We start from the raw sequence: 17,463 nt of genomic DNA on the forward strand, positions 1-17,463 counted from the left end.
GCTTGTTTCAAGCCCTAGATGCCCTGCGAAAACTGGTTCAAGAAGCCTCTACAGGTGAACCTTCTGGCGTGAAAACCTTTCAAGTCATGGCGAGCTTAATTGCGGCTGAAGGTCAAAGCTCACTAGAAACTCAACCTGCTAATGATACTCCTGTTTCAGAACAACAGACTTTAGAGGTGTCAGAAATTATTGAGGTTGAAACAATCAAACCTTCCCCGGAAAAACCTCCTCAATTTTCTTCTGAAGAACCTGTTAGTCACCTCAATTCTTATCCAGAAGAAGGTATCAATCCTTCAGTTTCTTCTCTGAGTTCTCCGGTTAATTCATCTCCAACAAACGACGATAAAGTTACTTTTGATGGTAACGCTCATCGGATTGAAACTATCCGGGTTTCTACCCGTCAACTCGATGCGTTAATGACCCAAACTGGAGAACTAACGGTTACTAAAATTCGTATTGTTCATCGACTCAGTGAAGTAGAAGCCCTCACTCTATTATGGGAAGAATGGAGTCGAGATGCGTTTGTAAATCGATTTGTTCTCAATGACTTAGAAAACCAATCAACAAACACTCATAAAACAATTGAACAACTCCACAATTATTATAATCGTGCGAGTCAACATCTAGAAAAATTAGGAGCGTTAATCAATCAATTGAGAGGTTCTCTCTATGAAGATACCGCCCGATTAGAGCTAATTTCTAATGAACTTGAAGACGATATCCGCACTTTACGACTGTTGCCTCTCTCAACTATTTTTAACCGTTTTTCTCGGATGGTACGCGATCTCGCTCGACAACAAAATAAACAAGTTGAACTCATAATAGAAGGGGGTGAAACGCGAGCAGATAAACGGATTTTAGAGGAAATGAAAGATCCTTTAATGCACTTATTAAGAAATGCAGTTGACCATGGAATAGAATCCTCAGAAGAACGACAACAATACGGTAAATCTCCTGTTGCTCAAATTTGTCTCCGAGGCTATCAAACCGCCACCTCTGTTATAATTGAAGTGAGTGATGATGGTCGAGGAATTAACCCCGAACAAGTTAAAAAAACCGCTCTCAAACGAGGTATTTATCCTCCCGAAGAACTCGAAACAATGACCTCAAAACAACTTCAATCCCTGATTTTTTTTCCGGGTTTTACGACCCGTACATTAGTCACAGAAATTTCAGGTCGGGGTGTTGGAATGGATGTTGTGCGGAATAATGTTGAACAGCTTAAAGGTAGTATTGAGTTAGAATCTGTTCCCACAAAAGGGTCTACATTTCGGATGCGACTGGGAACCGCCTTAGCAACAACCCATGTTTTAATTGTCGGTGTGCAGAGTATTTCCTATGGTATTCCTGTCGAATTTGTTCGCACGACTCGCTTAGTTTCTCCGAGTGAACTATTTACGATTGAAGGACGAGATACGATTATTTTTGAAGAACAACCTCTGTCTGTAGCTCAATTATCTGAACTACTTGAACTCGAATCTTCTCAAAAAGAGATGAATGCTTCTACAACTTTTCCTTGTATTGTCTTGAAAGTTGGAGAAGAAAAATTAGGTGTGTTTGTTGATGCTTTAATTGACGAACAAGATGTTGTACTCAAATCTCAAAGTCAATTGCTCAAACGAGTCCGAAATATTTCCGGAGCAACAATTCTAGGAACAGGTGAAGTGTGCATGATTTTAAACGCACTGGATTTAATCAAGTCGGCTCGTAAACACTTGAATTCTAGCAGAACATCAGTAAAAATAGAGGGGAAAACTCATCAAGACTCTCTTAAACAAAAATCGGTAATCTTACTTGTTGAAGATTCAATTGCAACTCGCACTCAAGAAAAACGAATATTAGAAGCAGCCGGTTATGAAGTGATCACTGCCGTCGATGGATTAGATGGGTTTAATAAACTGAAAACACGCCCCATTGATGCCGTTATTTCTGATGTGCAGATGCCGAATTTAGATGGTTTGAGCTTAACTGCAAAAATTCGTGAAAATCAAGACTATAATGAGTTGCCCATTATATTAGTTACTTCTTTAGCCTCTGATGAAGATAAGCGCCGAGGAGCAGAAGCTGGAGCCAACGCCTACATTACCAAAAGTAGTTTTAATCAACAGGTACTACTCGAGACTTTGAAAAGATTGATTTAATCTCAGAAAGAGACTTAAAAAGACTGACTCGTTATGAAAATAATCGGTTAAAATAAAGTCAATTCACCCTTTAAAAAATCCGAGCTAACCCTACACCTGACGCTGAACAGAAACTCTCAGTGTGTCCTTAAAACGCTCAAATGTTTAATTTTCTGACAACTGAACAGCCAAAATATGTCAATCAAAGTTTTTCTGGTCGATGATTCTCCCGTTGCTCTCATTGTTCTCAAACGTATTTTAAATTCCTCTGCTGAAATCGAAGTCGTGGGAACCGCTCACACCGCAAAAGAGGCATTAGCACTCATTCCGACAATCAAACCCGATGTCATTTGTACAGACTTTCATATGCCCCACATGGACGGATTGGAATTTACACAGGAAATTATGGCAAACTGTCCTCGGCCAATTTTAGTGATTAGTACCGCAGTTCAACGGGAAGATACTTATAATGTTTTTCAATTGTTGAATGCGGGTGCAGTCGATGTATTTCCCAAGCCCAAAAATGGATTACTGAATGAAAATTCTCAACTTGCCCAAGATTTAATTCGTAAGATTAGAATTTTGTCAGGAGTCCGAGTTTTCACTCGCAGAAACCGTTCCTCTGAAAGTCCTCGTCGGGTGAATTCTCCCGCTAATCTCCCGGCTTCTTCCACTTCGATTTCAACCTCAAGTTTGATCTCAAAACCGATTCGGATTGTCGGAATTGGAGCCTCAACAGGCGGCCCCCAAGCATTGCATACCATCTTAACCCAACTTCCGGCTAATTTATCTGTTCCGATTATTTGTATTCAACATATTAGTGAAGGTTTTTTACAGGGTTTAGTCAATTGGTTGAATGTTCAATGTTCCCTCTCGGTTCAAATTGCCCGGAATGGCGAAATTCCTCAAAATGGAATTGTTTATTTTGCACCCGAACGCTATCATTTAGAAATAGATCGTCAAGGTCGATTTCTCTACAGCAGTGCGCCCCCTTTAGCGGGACATCGACCTTCGATTACGGTGACATTTCAATCCTTAGCTCGATATTATAGCGATCGCACTGTGGGGATTTTGCTGACCGGAATGGGACGAGATGGAGCAGATGGAATGGCAGCGATCGCTCAATCTAATGGCATAACCATCGCTCAAGATGAAGCGAGTTCAGTGGTGTTTGGAATGCCAAAAGAAGCGATCGCTCTCGGGGCGGCTCACCAAATTTTGGCGATTGATGCGATTACTTCTGTGTTGTTACAGCACATTGAGCGTCGCCACCCACAGCACCTCAAAGCAAACGACAGAGGTTCAAAGAATATTTAAGCATTTCCGCTCAGAACTTGCGTAATCACCTCAGACAGGGTTTGCGGATTGAAGGGTTTAGTCAAATATTCTGTCGCTCCAGCTAAACGCCCTTGTACCTTCTCAAATGCCCCATCTCTGGCTGTCAGCATGATAATCGGTAACGTTTGAAATTGGGGTAAATTTCGCACCGTGCGACAAAGTTCTAAGCCGTCAATCTCCGGCATTGTCACATCGAGAAGTAAAATGGACACCTTCTCTTGGTATAATAAGGATAGTGCTTCTACCGCATTGTCAGTGACAAGAACCCGGTAATCATTCCCGAGAGCTTGTTTGACCAGACCGTGCATTACTGGACTATCATCAACTGCTAAAACAGTGGGTATGGAATTATCAGTTATGGCAGACATATTAGCCGCTTTCCTTTTTTGATCTCATGTCCGCAGGGGGTTGAGAAGTTCAATCTCTACTAATAGTTTAAACGACCTGATCAAAGAACTCTAAATTCTCTAGGTATTAATCGGTTCATTTGGGGCTTCAAGCTAAAAAGAGCATTAAACACATTGGATCGAGAAAATCGAGAGGAGAGTGATGATCTCTCAAATTGATCAAGTTTAAATCAGATACAAGGTAATTTCAATAAAAATTGTAACGAATTTTCGCAAAAAGTTCATCATTAATGGGTAAAATAAACTGATTATTCGTCATCTGTTCGTCCGTTTGGCAGCATTTGAATCATCAGTTTGAAAGCAACAGCCTTGGATAAAAATCTTCTTAGACTTCCAGACAAATCCCTTGATGTCTTGTTATGATTGAGACACACTCTAAAAAATAGCAAGATCAAGACCAGGGAATCGAAAATTATCATGGATTCATAAATAGACTCCCCTAAATCCTTGATCTGGAGTGTGAAAATCTGCTCGCTCAATTTTTTTAGGGGAATAGGTTATAAATGGTAATCAAACTTTCAGATTATCGTACAATGGGGCAACAAGAGAACCTATCTCTACAGGAAATTATGGGATTTCAAGCCGGAGTCACCTTTGACCCTTTGCTCAAAATCGCCCTTCAGATTGCTCAAGCTCCCGTCGGATATATTAGCTTGATTGATGCGAGTTGTCAGTGGTTAAAATCACAAGTCGGTTTACAAGCCCAAACCTATCATTATCTTGACTTTTGTGAGACGGTTATTTCTCTACATTACCCGAATCATTTTTTTAAATCTGCAAAAACTCCCAAAAAAGATCAAACTTTTTCTCAGACTGAAACCCATTCCCCTTCAGAAACGGAGTTATCATCTTCTTCCTCAAAAATTTTCGCTTCGATTATCTTAGAAGATCTTTCAAAAAACAAACCGTTTGCGACTCATCCCTTACTGAAATTCAATCCCGCAATTCGTTGTTATTTCGGTATCCCAATTCAAACAAATGAAGGGGTATTAGTGGGAATGCTGTCAATCATGGACTATGAACCTCGCCAGATGAGTCCTGATACCCGACAGGCTTTAGAAGCGGTTGCGGAACAAGTCAGTGTACAGATGAATTTACATCGTCAACTGATTCATGCAAAAGGAAAACTCATTAAACTTGAAGATACGATCCAAAAACGCTCCTCGATTTGGGATATTGTCCGTCAAGAACGAGATTTTGTCTGTAACGTTCTCGATACTTTAAGTGCATTAGTGATCGTACTCGATCCTCAAGGAAAAATTATTCGTTTCAACCGTACCTGCGAAGAAATATCTGGACTCTCTGCTGAAGAAGTTGAAGGAAAAACACCTCAAGAAGTTGGGTTATCGATTGATTATTCACCGATTAAGGCTGACTCTTTCTCCTCAAAATATTCAACCTCTCTGGCTGAGTTTCCCCCCTATTGTGAAAGTGAATGGATCGATCCAAATCGTCGGACTCACTTGATCGGTTGGTCAAATACAATTATTTACAATCCCGATAGTTCAGTCGAACATCTGATCGCCACCGGAACCGATATCACAATGCGCCGGGAGTCGGAAAAAATGCTGCTTTTATTAGAACGAGCGATCGCCGCGAGTCCGAGTGGTATTGTGATTAGTGATGCGAAAGCCAAAGATAATCCGATTATTTATTGTAACCCAACCTTTGAACGAATTACCGGATATTCTAGAAGCGATATATTAGGAATTAACTGTCGATTTTTACAAGGATATGATACTGAACCCCAAGCCATTCAGACAATTCGGACTTGTTTGCGAGAAGCAAAAGATTGTTTAGTAACCTTAAAAAATTATCGCAAAGATGGAACTCCATTTTGGAACGAACTGGCAATTTCTCCAGTGCGAGATACAACCGGAGAAGTCACCCATTATATTGGCATTCAAACCGATATTAGCGAACGTAAACGCGCTGAAGAATCCTTAAAAACCAGTGAAGAACGCTATCGACTTTTAGCCGAAAATGCCACAGATTTAATCTCTCGACACAACTCAGAAGGGATCTATCTTTATGCTTCTCCGGCTTGTCGAAAGTTGCTTAAATATGAACCCGAAGAACTAATCGGACATTCCGCTTATGACTTTTTTCATCCCGAAGATATTGCTTCTGTTAGAGCTTCTCATCAAACCTTACTCGCCAAAGGTGAAATCTCTCTCGTCAGTTATCGCATTCGTCGCCGCAATGGGGAATATATTTGGTTTGAAACCACCGCTCACGCCGTCCGAGATTCCCACACGAGAGAAGTTCAAGAATTAGTCGCCGTTTCTCGAGATATTACCACCCGCAAAAAAGCCGAAGTCTCTCTACTGGAACGATCGCATTTATCCTTGCTCGAAGCCGAAGTCGGTAAAGCATTAGGACAAGGCGGAACCACCATTACTATCTTACAAGCTTGTAGTGATGCCATTGCCAATCATCTCAGCGTTACAGGTGTAGCAATTTGGACAGTGAACCGCTCAACCCATAACCTAGAACTCCAAGTCACATCAGGTCAGTGTGAAGTTCAAGATTGCTCAGACTGTCGAGAACGGATAAGTCACAATTGTTTGTGTCTCAATTTTGCCTTAGTCGTCGAAGGAAGACAAGTGGGGATGATGGAAATTAGCAGTCGTCATCCCCTCACAGAACAGGTTCAAAATGCTTTATATTGGATTGCAAATGCGATCGCAGTAGGAATTGACCGAGTAGCAGCTTTGGAAGAACTTCACAGTCGCCGCGAAGGGTTATTATTCCGTTTAGCAAGTCAGATTCGTGATTCTCTCGATCTCAATACGATTTTAGCCAAAGCCGTCAGTGAGATTAGAAGTTTATTACAAGTGGATCAATGTCATTTTTTATGGTATCTTCCCACAACCGATCTGCGATCGAGTTTTGTAATCACTCATCAGGCTCAGTCTTCTCATCTGTCTCAAGGTTTAGTGGATTATCCCCCAGATTGTGTCAGTTGGCTCTCAGAGAAAATCGAGCAACATCAAAGTGTTCAAATTAATGATAGTAGCCAAGTCGATGGATTGGATGGACAAACCCGAAGTGCCTTACATCAAGCCGGAGTAGCTTCGATGTTGTTTTTACCCCTCGAAACTCGTTCCGGTCAACGAGGAGCGATCGTCTGTAATCACTATCATAATACTCACGATTGGACAGTCAACGATGTGGAGTTGTTACAGGCGGTGATTGATCAGTTAGCGATCGCCATCGATCAAGCTGAACTCTATGCTCAAACCCGAGCGGCGGCTTTAGCGGCTCAAACCCAAGCTACTCAACTTTCTCATGCGTTACAGGATTTACAAGAAAAAGAAGCTAAACTCATTCAAAGTGAAAAAATGTCGAGTTTAGGTCAGATGGTTGCAGGTATTGCTCACGAGATTAATAATCCTGTTAACTTTATTTATGGCAATCTCGACTATGTGAGAGATTACACTCAAGATTTATTAGAGGTTCTCAGTCTTTACCAGGAAAGTTATCCAACATCGAGTCCGGAAATTCAAGAGAAAATTGAAGAAGTAGATTTAGAATTTATTAGCGAAGATTTACCCAAAATTATTGCTTCAATGGAGATGGGAGCCGATCGCATTCGACAAATTGTGGTCAGCTTGCGAAACTTCTCCCGTTTGGATGAAGCGGAAATGAAGCCTGTTGATATCCATGAAGGGATTGATAATACACTATTAATTTTACATAGTCGCTGGAAAGCTAAAAAAGTCGGTTCCGGTGTAGAAATCATTAAAAACTATAGTACCCTTCCTAAAGTTGAATGTTATGCAGGTCAACTCAATCAAGTGTTTATGAATATTATTAGTAACGCTATTGATGCCCTTGATAACCAACCTGATCCCCGCCAGATTACTATTGATACAGAGTTATTTGAGGTTAAAAACCCCGCAGAACGCTTGAATATACCTTATGTTCGGGTCAAAATCAAAGATAACGGCCCCGGTGTTTCTACTGCGGTTCAAAATCGTTTATTCGATCCATTCTTTACCACAAAAGCTGTCGGAAAAGGAACCGGGTTAGGGTTATCCATCAGTTATAAAATTGTTGTGGAAAAACATGGTGGATCGCTCAAGTGTTTGTCTGAACCCGGACAAGGCTGCGAATTTTGGATCGAAATTCCCGTGGAACCGCCCCCTGAGCTACGACCCAGAGATTGAGTTCAAAGAGAAACATCTAAAAGGCTGTTAAACTCTAGAGCTTTAAGGGGTTTCAAGTCTACGGTTAAAAAAAAATCAAATTTTGGCTTCAAAAGACTTGACACTTTTAGGGGGAATGCTGCTATTATAATATATGGTTACGCAATGGGGCGTCGCCAAGTGGTAAGGCATCGGGTTTTGGTCCCGACATTCGGAGGTTCGAATCCTTCCGCCCCAGTTATTCCTAGAACAGATCAAAAACGGATCACTCCGTTCTGACTCTTTTCTCTCATATTGCTCTCAAAGGATACTGTACCAATCTAACAGTGTGATCAGAGGCTTTCTGTTCATTCATAGAATTATCAATTAGGAGATAACTTCATTCTAAAATTTCAACAATAAAGGGTGAGTTAACTAAAACCCACCCTTCTATTTAAACTCTTGTTGCTGTTGTGATCATTGTGTAGAAATTAGGTATTTACATCAAGGCTAGAAAATAACGCTTGTTGTGTCGGATCAGGAATCTTGGGTGCAACATAACCCCCCGAATACAACACTGAACCCTGTTGTTGTTGAGCAAAAATTGGGAAGATCTCACGGACTTGAGAAGCCACTTCAACCGTTTTCACATCATAAGTACGAGTCGCTAACTTCGGATAAACTCCAATTCCAACAATGGGAATCAGTAAACAAACAGCGATCGCAACTTCCCGAGGTTTGGCATCTCCCTGATAATCCTCAATTACCAAACCAAAGCTGTTTTTTCCGTAGAAAACTTGACGCAATAGGTTGAGTAAATAAATCGGAGTTAAAATCAATCCCACTGCGGCTAAACCAACAACCACCACTTTAAAGTTAGAACTATAAACATTACTGGTGGTAATGCCTAAAAAGATGCTCAATTCCCCTGCAAAACCACTCATTCCCGGTAATGCTAAAGAAGCCATCGCGCCTGCGGTGAACAGTGCAAATACTTTCGGCATTGACTCGGCTATACCGCCCAATTTTTCCATCATCAAGGTATGAGTCCGTTCGTAGGTAATTCCTGTGAGGAAGAACAACATCGCGGCAATTAAACCATGAGAAATCATCTGAAGTACGGCGCCATTTAATCCCAACTCAGTTAAGGAGGCGATACCGATGAGAACAAAACCCATGTGGGAGATAGAGGAATAAGCCAGTCGTCGCTTTAAGTTGGTTTGGGCGAAGGCACTTAACGCACCGTAAACGATATTAACAACCCCTAAAATAGCCAGGACAGGTGCAAAATAGAGGTGAGCATTCGGCAACATTTCAATGTTCATCCGAATTAACCCATAACCGCCCATCTTTAATAAAACACCAGCCAAAATCATCGAAACGGGTGCAGAAGCTTCGCTATGAGCATCCGGTAGCCAAGTGTGAAGCGGGAAAATGGGGAGTTTTACACCGTAAGCAATGATGAATCCTGCGTAGAGTAAAAGTTCTAAGAAAATGGGATAATTTTTGTGGGAAAGTTCCGTCATGTCGAAGGTGACGTTACCCCCATAAAACGCCATTGCTAATGCAGCAGCGAGGATGAAAACAGAACCCAGTGCAGTGTAAAGGATGAATTTCGTGGCAGCGTAAAGGCGCTTTTGTCCGCCCCAAATTGAGATTAATAAATATACAGGTACTAACTCCAATTCCCACATCAGGAAGAACAATAGTAAGTCCTGTGCGGCGAAGACTCCCAGTTGGGCGCTGTACAACACCAACATCAACGCATAAAAAAGTCGTGGTTTTTTGGTAACATTCCACGACGCGAGTATTGCTAAAGTGTTGACGAAACCTGTGAGGGCGATGAGGGGCATTGACAGGCCATCAACGGCGACAGACCAATTGAGTTCCAGTTGCGGTATCCAGGCGTAGGTTTCGCTCAGTTGGAAGCCGGAGTTGTCTAAGTTGTAGTGAGTCCAGAAACAGAATACTATTAAAGCGAGATCTAATAAACCGACTCCGAGTGCATACCAGCGAATAGTACGGCCTTCTTTATCGGGTAAAACGGGAATAGCGAGGGATGCCAGGAGGGGCAACAAGATAATCGTGGTTAGCCAGGGAAGTTGACTGCTCATGATCCGTGAGAATAAATACCTATTGCGTTCACTTCATCTATCATACATGAAGTTTTGTTAATTACATTGTAGAAAAGAAACAATTTTTGCGACAGGGGGACTCAGGGGACTAGGCTAGCGATCAAAATTTGTTGGTTTGGGGGATCAGATTCTCAAACTCTAATCAGCTAAAATCCTTTACCAATAGTCTTTATAGCGAAATAGTAATCGACTGAATCCTGATATTGATCCTCCCAAAGTAATGTGTTTTTTAGTAACGAAATGTAAACAGAAATTTTTTATGAGACTGATAACTTCGGCAAATTTACCTCTTTGTCTAAATATTCAACCCCAAAAAGATTAGATAACGTTATAAAAAAAAGAATTACTTGGCACTAATACTCATCAAATAAGTATTTTTTATATGTTCTTGGAAGTTGGGGTTGTGGCGAGGGGTTCAGTTAGGTTCCCGGGGATGAACTGATTTCTCAAATTAAAAGATCGCTTTGATCCCTCCGCCTGCGGCACCTCCCTTTTTAAGAGAGGTTTGGGAGGTTAGAAGTCTATTGAAAGTCCCCCTTTTTAAGGGGGATTTAGGGGGATCAATTAACTTTTTGTCAATTTCATATTAGGATGGTCTAGGGTAGTTCAGGCTATCTAAATCGAGAACAAAGTCAACCTAACGGGACATCGAGCCAATATGAACCCGATCAAAGTGTTGTTCCTCGCCTCGAACCCCAAACAAACTCAGCCCTTAGATTTGGGTAAAGAAATCCGAGAAATTGAGAATAAAATACAGGCTTCTCAAAATAGAGACTTTCTGGAATTTAAACAAGCTTGGGCGGTACGCTTTGATGAACTCATCCAACGTCTGAACGAATATAAACCCCATATTGTTCATTTTAGTGGTCACGGAAGCAACACAGGTGAGATTATATTACTCGACAAATATGATCAGGTTCAAGCTGTTAATCTAGAAGCGATCAAGGCGTTATTTTCAACGGTTAGCAAAGATAATATTAAAGTAGTTGTTTTGAATGCTTGTTATTCTAAAATTATAGCTGAAGCGATCGCAGAATATATTGATTGTGTGATCGGCATGAATACCGCTATTAATGATCAAGCGGCGATTGATTTTGCGGCGAATTTTTATGGTGCAATTGCTTCTAAACGTTCAGTGGAACAAGCTTTTACACAAGCAAAATCTGCTTTAATGGCTAGCAACATCTCTGAAGCCAATATTCCTGAACTTATACACCGAGAAAATATTAACCCCGCAGAAATTATCCTAGTTTCAGATACAGAAGATAACAATAAAACAACAATTGATTTCCCGCAAAATCTGCCCTACAGTGGAGTAATAAAGTTTGTCGGACGGGAGAAAGAACTCACCAATTTACACGAACAACTGCAACAAACCGAACGAATTGCCATTACTTCTATTACCGGAATGGGAGGAATTGGCAAAACAGAACTCGCCCTTCAATATAGTATCTATCATTGTCAACAAAAAACCTATTTAGGCGGAATTTGTTGGTTATATGCACTCGATACCAATGTGGGGATTGAAATTGTTAACTTTGGGAAAGCCTATCTCAACCTCAACCCACCCGATAATAGTGATTTAGAAACCCAAGTTCAATACTGTTGGCGGAACTGGCAACCCCCAGAAGGAGAGGTTCTGGTTATTTTTGATGATGTTGATAAATATGAAAAAATTAAACCCTATATCCCGCCCAATAATCCCCGATTTAAAGTATTAATCACAACTAGAGTTCAAGGTTTTGATTCTTTCAAAGAACTCGCACTCAACGTTTTAGATGAAGCCGCAGCGTTGGAGTTATTAACGTCTTTAGTCGGAGACAGAATAGAAACCGAATTAGAAACCGCTAAAACCCTTTGTGCAGATTTAGGGTATTTACCATTAGGCTTGGAATTAATCGGACGTTATCTAAACGCAAAGCCGGATTTATCTCTGGCTAAAATGCGAGACAGACTCAAACTCGAACACCGTTCACTCAATCCCGAAGACTCCCAAGAAATGACCGCCAAACGAGGGGTAAAAGCAGCCTTTGAGTTAAGCTGGAAAGAACTCAAACCCGAAGAACAACAATTAGCCTGTAGCTTGAGTTTATTTGCGTTTGCACCGATTCCTTGGTCGCTGGTTGAGTCCTGCTTTCCCGAAACGGATGAGGAAGATTTAGAAGATTGGCGAGATTATAAACTGGTAAACCTCAGTTTGTTACAACGAGTTGAAAAAAACACCTATCAATTTCATCCCCTGATTCAAGAATTTCTCAAAACCAAGTTAGAAGAATTCCCTTCCCAAGTTGACGAATGGAAACGAAGTATTTGTCAGGCTATTGTAGAAGTCGCCAAAGAAATTCCAGACACACCCACTCGCGATGATATTTTAGCGGTGACGCTGACCATTCCCCATATCGAAGAAGTGGCGGAAAACCTCACAGACTGGCTGACCGATGAAGATTTAACTTGGCCTTTTGTTGGTTTATATCAATTTTATAACGGTCAAGGATTGTATAGTCAAGCGGAACCTTGGTCTGAAAAATGTCTTGACCTGACTCAAAATCGTTTGGGACAACAGCATCCTGATGTGGCAACCAGCCTCCACAATTTGGCATTACTCTACTCATCCCAAGGCAAATACGAAGAAGCCGAACCCCTCTATCTACAAGCATTGGAGATGAGACAGCAGTTACTCGGACAGCAGCATCCATATGTGGCAACCAGCCTCAACAATTTGGCATTACTCTACTCATCCCAAGGCAAATACGAAGAAGCCGAACCCCTCTATCAACAAGCATTGGAGATGAGTCAGCAGTTACTCGGACAGCAGCATCCAGATGTGGCAAACAGCCTCAACAATTTGGCATTACTCTACTCATCCCAAGGCAAATACGAAGAAGCCGAACCCCTCCTTCTACAAGCTTTAAGTATTGCCGAAAAGGTTCTCGGTGTTGACCATCCTGATACAAAAATATTTCAGGAAAACTTAGATCTTTTGTTGGAGTTGAAGGGTAGGGGCGCAAGGCCTTGCGCCTCTACGGATGATTGATGTGTTGCAAAATTGGAGTTGAAGTATTTTCTATATCATTTGTAAATTGAATCTGTCCGCTTAAATCCAGTAAATTATTCCGCTTTTTTCGGGTGCGAATGAGTTCTTTTAATGCAAACTCAATCACTTCTTTTTCGGTTGTCAATTCAGTTAATTCCAACGCTTCTTTAAGCAATTGTTCGTTTAGTTCAATGTTTGTGTTCATGGGTTTTTCGTTTAGGCTAACTGTATTGTTTGCGGTTGTGGTAAGGGTTTCTGAGTTTGCTGATAGGCATATACTAAATCTTCTAACACTTCTTGAGCGTTTTCAAGTGCTTCTTTATAGGTTTCCCCGTGAGTTTGAGCGTATTTACCCCACTCGGGTAAACTTGCAATATAGACTTGATCTTCCTCCGACCATTGAATTAGAATACTGTATTTCATAATGAACCCTCTTGCTCTAACCGTTTTACTTCTTCTAGTGCTGCTATTACATCTTTTTCTTGATAAGGTTTAGCATCTTTGCTATCTTTTCCTGACAAGACAATAGGATTTGATAAAACAGGATGAATCCAGTAGGAATGACTACCTTTTCCCCGTTTAGTTAACAGCGTAAATCCCGCCTTTTGCAACATCTGTTTTAATTCTCTAACTTTTTTAGGCATATTAAGGAGTATAGCAAAATTAACCGACCTATAGGTTCTGCTGTAAACAGTTATTGCCAATAAAACCCGGTACTAATTATTTTAGTCTTCTTTATACTGAACACAGACCTATGGGGTAGAGACGCAAGGCTTTGCGCCCCTACGGATGATTAATGTGTTACAAATATTGTTGGAAACGGTCGTATTTTGCAAACTATTATACATCATTATTCTTGTTTTCCTCCTCCGATTAAATATAACAACGCCATCCGCACCGCCACACCGCTTGTAACTTGTTGAGAAATCAAACTAAATTCCGGATCATCCATCAACTCAGAACTTAATTCTACACCCCGATTAACCGGACCGGGATGTAATATTTTCACATCGGGTTTGCAGAGTTTGAGGCGATCGCGAGTAATGCCATAATATTGATGATATTCTCGCAAACTGGGTAATAAATGCTGAGTCATTCGTTCTCGCTGGAGTCGCAATGTCATTACAAAATCAGCATCTTTTAACGCCGGTTCTAATTCCCAGTGTAAGAATAATTTTCCTGGTCTTCCTTCCCCAAAACATTTAAAATATTGGGGTAATAAAGTCGGTGAACTGACCAAATGTAATTCCGCATCAATCGCCGTTAAACTCCAAATATTCGACCTGGCAACTCTCGAATGCAAAATATCACCAACAATGGCAATTTTTTTCCCTTCTAACAGTTCTATTCTGGGATTATCGGGGTCTAATAATCGACAAATAGTAAACAAATCCAACAGCGCTTGTGAGGGGTGGGCGTGTTGACCATCTCCCGCATTTAAAACAGAAACTTTTGTATTTAAACGATCCATTTCCGATGCGATTGCTTGCGGAACTCCGGCTTGTTGATGACGAATTACCATCATATCTGTTCCCATTGCCAGATAGGTTTTTGCAGTATCTAAAATCGTTTCTCCCTTCGATAAAGACGAACTTCCGGGGGCAAAATTAAGGGTATCTGCTGAGAGTCGTTTAGCAGCGAGTTCAAAACTGTTGCGGGTTCGAGTCGAAGCTTCAAAAAACAAATTCGCAACGACTTGTCCTTGTAAAGCGGGGACTTTTTTGGTACGGCTATTTAAGACTTGTCGAAAACTTAAAGCAGTTTGTAAAATGGCGTTGTATTCATCCGAAGTAAAATCCGCCAGGGATAGAATGTGGCGACGAGTCCAAGTTGCAGTAGCCATTTGTAGAAATCGATACCCATGAGAATAGACCAATTAACTGTATAGATATTCTTGTGGAACATCTCAACAGCTAACCCAACACTTGATTTTACCAACAGTTGGCATCGAGTGCTTTTTAATTCTGTGAATTCTGTGAAAATTCGGATTTTGTACCTTTGAGGGAGTAATTGCAAATACAGATGTCCTGATGCTGAATTTACAATGAAGAATCTCCCCCAAATTTTGACAGTCGGTATCGCCAGCTTAATAATGTTAGGTTTAGGCAGTTGTCGTTCTACGCAGTTAGAAGCCGAGTCCCCACAACTGACAGAGACACAGGCTTCCACTCCCGCCACTCCCGTGAGTCAGCCCCCAACTTCTCAACCGCAAAAATCAGCCACCGCTTCTCCTGTTGTCAAAGAAGCTACAGCCCCCACAGATACCATACCTGTAACTATCTATCGGGTTGATAATGAGTGTTCCAAGCTGGTTCCCGAACAAGTGACAGTTTCCGAGGAGAAAGCCATCGAAGATGCTGTTGCAAAAACGTTAGAAATTCAACCGGGTTTTGAGTTACCGTTGGGTTATCGGGTGGAAGTTGATGACTATTATCAAATTGCCGTGATTGATCTGCGCGTTTCTACTACATCTCGGCGGAATTTGTATTCTCTCTCGGCTTGTGAACAGTTGGCTTTATTTGGCAGTTTGCGAGAAACATTAACCACAAATCCTAATTGGCAAATTCAAGAAGTTTATTTTACCAATTTGGGTGAAGATCTGGTTTTATGATGTTTATGACCTCAACTGTTGCCATCGATTTCTTAAGTAGAGAAAGACGGGAAATTGGTAAGCTTCTGCAATCAGCCACAAGACTAAAAATAGATGAGATAAAAATGCGATAACTGTCCAAAAAATTGGAAACCAAGCCGAAAATCCACCCGAAATTGGAGGAAACAGAAAAGCAGAGAGTCCAATCAAAGTTGGAGGTAACAAGATGAGTAACAATGCTGCTAACCAATAAACCCAACTAATTTCGAGGTTGCCAATATGTTCTCCTTTCCAGTTTTGACCATTCCATCGCCAAGTAATAGAAGGTTCCCGATCTGCCATTTTCAGGAGTTGTCTTTCTGGATGAATGGTAAAAATGTGACGACAGACATCACAACCAAATGCGTCCATTAAAGCAATATTAGAAAGATCACCACAGCGACACACTGGACAGGGGTAGGTTTCTTGATAGCTTAATGGATTTTCCTTTTCTTTGAACATAGACATAGATTAATCCTGTATTGACTCAATCCCAAATATTTTCTCGATTTTTTAATACTTTCTTTAGATTGTGAGTAGGCAAGTTGTGATTCGACGATCTTTGATTGAGTTCACCCGTTTGCACTGACTTTTAGTTAATTTAACACAACTGTTCCGGGCTAGGGGTTTGAGATCGGAAGTTGACAGCTTGACGATTTTCGTATCATTAGTTACAGCCTCTAGACTCAGCCTCCCTCTATTGTCATATATAATACTTGAAAATTCCATAAAACTCTGTTGTGATCGGGGATGAATACGTTTAAAGTTTCGTCACTTTCGATCAAATCGCATCTGTGAATTTTTTTGATCGGCTAAAAAAAATAGATCAAACTGACAAAAGTTCTGGTAAAGTATTAGTTAACCTTTTAACAAAGAGGGAATGATCACTCAGCAGTGTACTGTGTTTGGTTAGTCATTATGATGATGTATTCTGAAAAGCAAATCACAGAACAATCAAAAACTAACTGCACTGAGACACACCTTTTCTGAACTGATCAATAGATTTGACAACTCTCAATTCAAATGACTTTGTTGTGACAGCAATAGGGACAAAAGCCAGTGCGATTTGATTCCTACGAACCCGGGGATTTCTACGATGAAATGTTTATCGCCAAAGGGGAACCTCGCCTTGAGGCCAAACTGCTAATTGAACGGATTAATTCTCTTTCTCCAGGGGAGCTAACCCTGCGACAGCAAGCCGCTCAAGCCGCTTTGATTAAGCTCGGAGCTACATTTAATGTTTATGGAGATCATCAAGGGACTGAACGGGTATTTCCCTTTGATATTGTACCTCGAATTGTCTCAGCTTCCGAATGGAACTGGTTAGAAAAAGGACTCAAACAACGAATTCATGCTTTGAACTTGTTCATTGCTGATATTTACAGTGAGCAAAAAATTATCAAAGATGGCATTATGCCGGCAGATTTAATTCAGTCTTCTAAAGGATTTCTAAAGCCTTGTATGGGATTAAAACCCCCGCAAGAAATTTGGTGTCATATTACCGGAACTGATTTAGTTCGCGATCGCGATGGACAATGGTATGTACTCGAAGATAATCTTCGTTGTCCTTCGGGGATTTCTTATGTACTCGAAAATCGCCGCGTGATGAAAAGTACATTTCCGCAAATTTTTGCGACATTAGGAATTCAACCCGTTGATGAATATGCGAG

Annotated in this window: 13 protein-coding genes and 1 tRNA gene; 7 read left to right on the top strand and 7 right to left on the bottom strand. The window is 41.0% G+C overall.

Features of this window, described 5'->3' with window-relative positions; genetic code table 11:
- On the top strand, positions 1 to 2,141 hold a 2,141-nt coding region (locus M595_RS24795), incomplete at its 5' end, for a hybrid sensor histidine kinase/response regulator (RefSeq protein ID WP_040484637.1).
- Positions 2,142 to 2,315: 174 nt separating this feature from the next.
- A complete protein-coding gene (gene cheB, locus M595_RS24800) occupies positions 2,316 to 3,437 on the top strand; it encodes a chemotaxis-specific protein-glutamate methyltransferase CheB (protein ID WP_023069308.1) in 1,122 nt (373 codons plus the stop codon).
- On the opposite strand, the gene M595_RS24805 is transcribed toward cheB, so the two are convergent.
- The gene (locus tag M595_RS24805) at positions 3,434 to 3,826 is read right to left on the bottom strand and encodes a response regulator (RefSeq protein ID WP_023069317.1); all 393 of its coding nucleotides are present in this window, start codon (positions 3,824 to 3,826) and stop codon (positions 3,434 to 3,436) included. The two genes, cheB and M595_RS24805, sit on opposite strands and share 4 nt — an antisense overlap.
- Before the next feature lie 542 nt (positions 3,827 to 4,368).
- On the opposite strand from M595_RS24805, the gene M595_RS24810 reads away from it, so the two are divergent.
- Positions 4,369 to 8,037 carry a PAS domain S-box protein gene (locus tag M595_RS24810; RefSeq protein ID WP_040484638.1) on the top strand — a complete coding sequence of 1,223 codons (3,669 nt, stop codon included), beginning with the start codon at positions 4,369 to 4,371 and terminating at the stop codon, positions 8,035 to 8,037.
- Between the two features lie 145 nt (positions 8,038 to 8,182).
- A tRNA-Gln gene (locus tag M595_RS24815) sits at positions 8,183 to 8,254 on the top strand.
- Positions 8,255 to 8,486: 232 nt separating this feature from the next.
- Here M595_RS24815 and M595_RS24820 read toward each other — a convergent pair.
- Positions 8,487 to 10,109: an NAD(P)H-quinone oxidoreductase subunit 4 gene (locus M595_RS24820; protein WP_023069309.1), complete on the bottom strand. Its 1,623-nt coding sequence runs from the start codon at positions 10,107 to 10,109 to the stop codon at positions 8,487 to 8,489.
- A gap of 679 nt (positions 10,110 to 10,788) precedes the next feature.
- On the opposite strand from M595_RS24820, the gene M595_RS24825 reads away from it, so the two are divergent.
- A complete protein-coding gene (locus tag M595_RS24825; protein WP_023069311.1) occupies positions 10,789 to 13,164 on the top strand; it encodes a tetratricopeptide repeat protein in 2,376 nt (791 codons plus the stop codon).
- Here M595_RS24825 and M595_RS24830 read toward each other — a convergent pair.
- The 4 genes from M595_RS24830 to M595_RS24845 all read right to left on the bottom strand — a co-directional run bounded on the left by M595_RS24830 (position 13,151) and on the right by M595_RS24845 (position 15,007).
- Positions 13,151 to 13,369 (bottom strand): type II toxin-antitoxin system VapB family antitoxin, encoded by a 219-nt coding sequence (locus M595_RS24830; RefSeq protein WP_023069310.1) that lies wholly within the window; start codon positions 13,367 to 13,369, stop codon positions 13,151 to 13,153. The genes M595_RS24825 and M595_RS24830 overlap by 14 nt on opposite strands.
- Before the next feature lie 11 nt (positions 13,370 to 13,380).
- Positions 13,381 to 13,587 carry a type II toxin-antitoxin system HicB family antitoxin gene (locus M595_RS24835; protein ID WP_023069312.1) on the bottom strand — a complete coding sequence of 69 codons (207 nt, stop codon included), beginning with the start codon at positions 13,585 to 13,587 and terminating at the stop codon, positions 13,381 to 13,383.
- Positions 13,584 to 13,808, bottom strand: a complete 225-nt coding sequence (locus M595_RS24840; protein WP_023069316.1) for a type II toxin-antitoxin system HicA family toxin — start codon at positions 13,806 to 13,808, stop codon at positions 13,584 to 13,586. The genes M595_RS24835 and M595_RS24840 overlap by 4 nt, the downstream gene beginning before the upstream one ends.
- 206 nt (positions 13,809 to 14,014) lie before the next feature.
- Complete coding sequence (locus tag M595_RS24845) at positions 14,015 to 15,007, bottom strand: aspartate carbamoyltransferase catalytic subunit (RefSeq protein WP_023069307.1); 993 nt, start codon at positions 15,005 to 15,007, stop codon at positions 14,015 to 14,017.
- 201 nt (positions 15,008 to 15,208) lie between these two features.
- Here M595_RS24845 and M595_RS24850 point away from each other — a divergent pair, with 201 nt between their 5' ends.
- Positions 15,209 to 15,775 (top strand): P-loop NTPase family protein, encoded by a 567-nt coding sequence (locus tag M595_RS24850; RefSeq protein WP_023069315.1) that lies wholly within the window; start codon positions 15,209 to 15,211, stop codon positions 15,773 to 15,775.
- Between the two features lie 3 nt (positions 15,776 to 15,778).
- On the opposite strand, the gene M595_RS24855 is transcribed toward M595_RS24850, so the two are convergent.
- Positions 15,779 to 16,261: a hypothetical protein gene (locus M595_RS24855; protein WP_040484526.1), complete on the bottom strand. Its 483-nt coding sequence runs from the start codon at positions 16,259 to 16,261 to the stop codon at positions 15,779 to 15,781.
- A 591-nt stretch (positions 16,262 to 16,852) separates the two neighbouring features.
- Between M595_RS24855 and M595_RS24860 the strand changes: the two genes are divergently transcribed.
- Positions 16,853 to 17,463 (top strand): circularly permuted type 2 ATP-grasp protein (locus M595_RS24860; protein WP_023069314.1); only part of this gene is annotated, 611 nt, incomplete at its 3' end.

Origin of the sequence: Lyngbya aestuarii BL J (assembly GCF_000478195.2) — a bacterium.
GTDB classification, from domain to species: Bacteria; Cyanobacteriota; Cyanobacteriia; order Cyanobacteriales; family Microcoleaceae; genus Capilliphycus; species Capilliphycus aestuarii.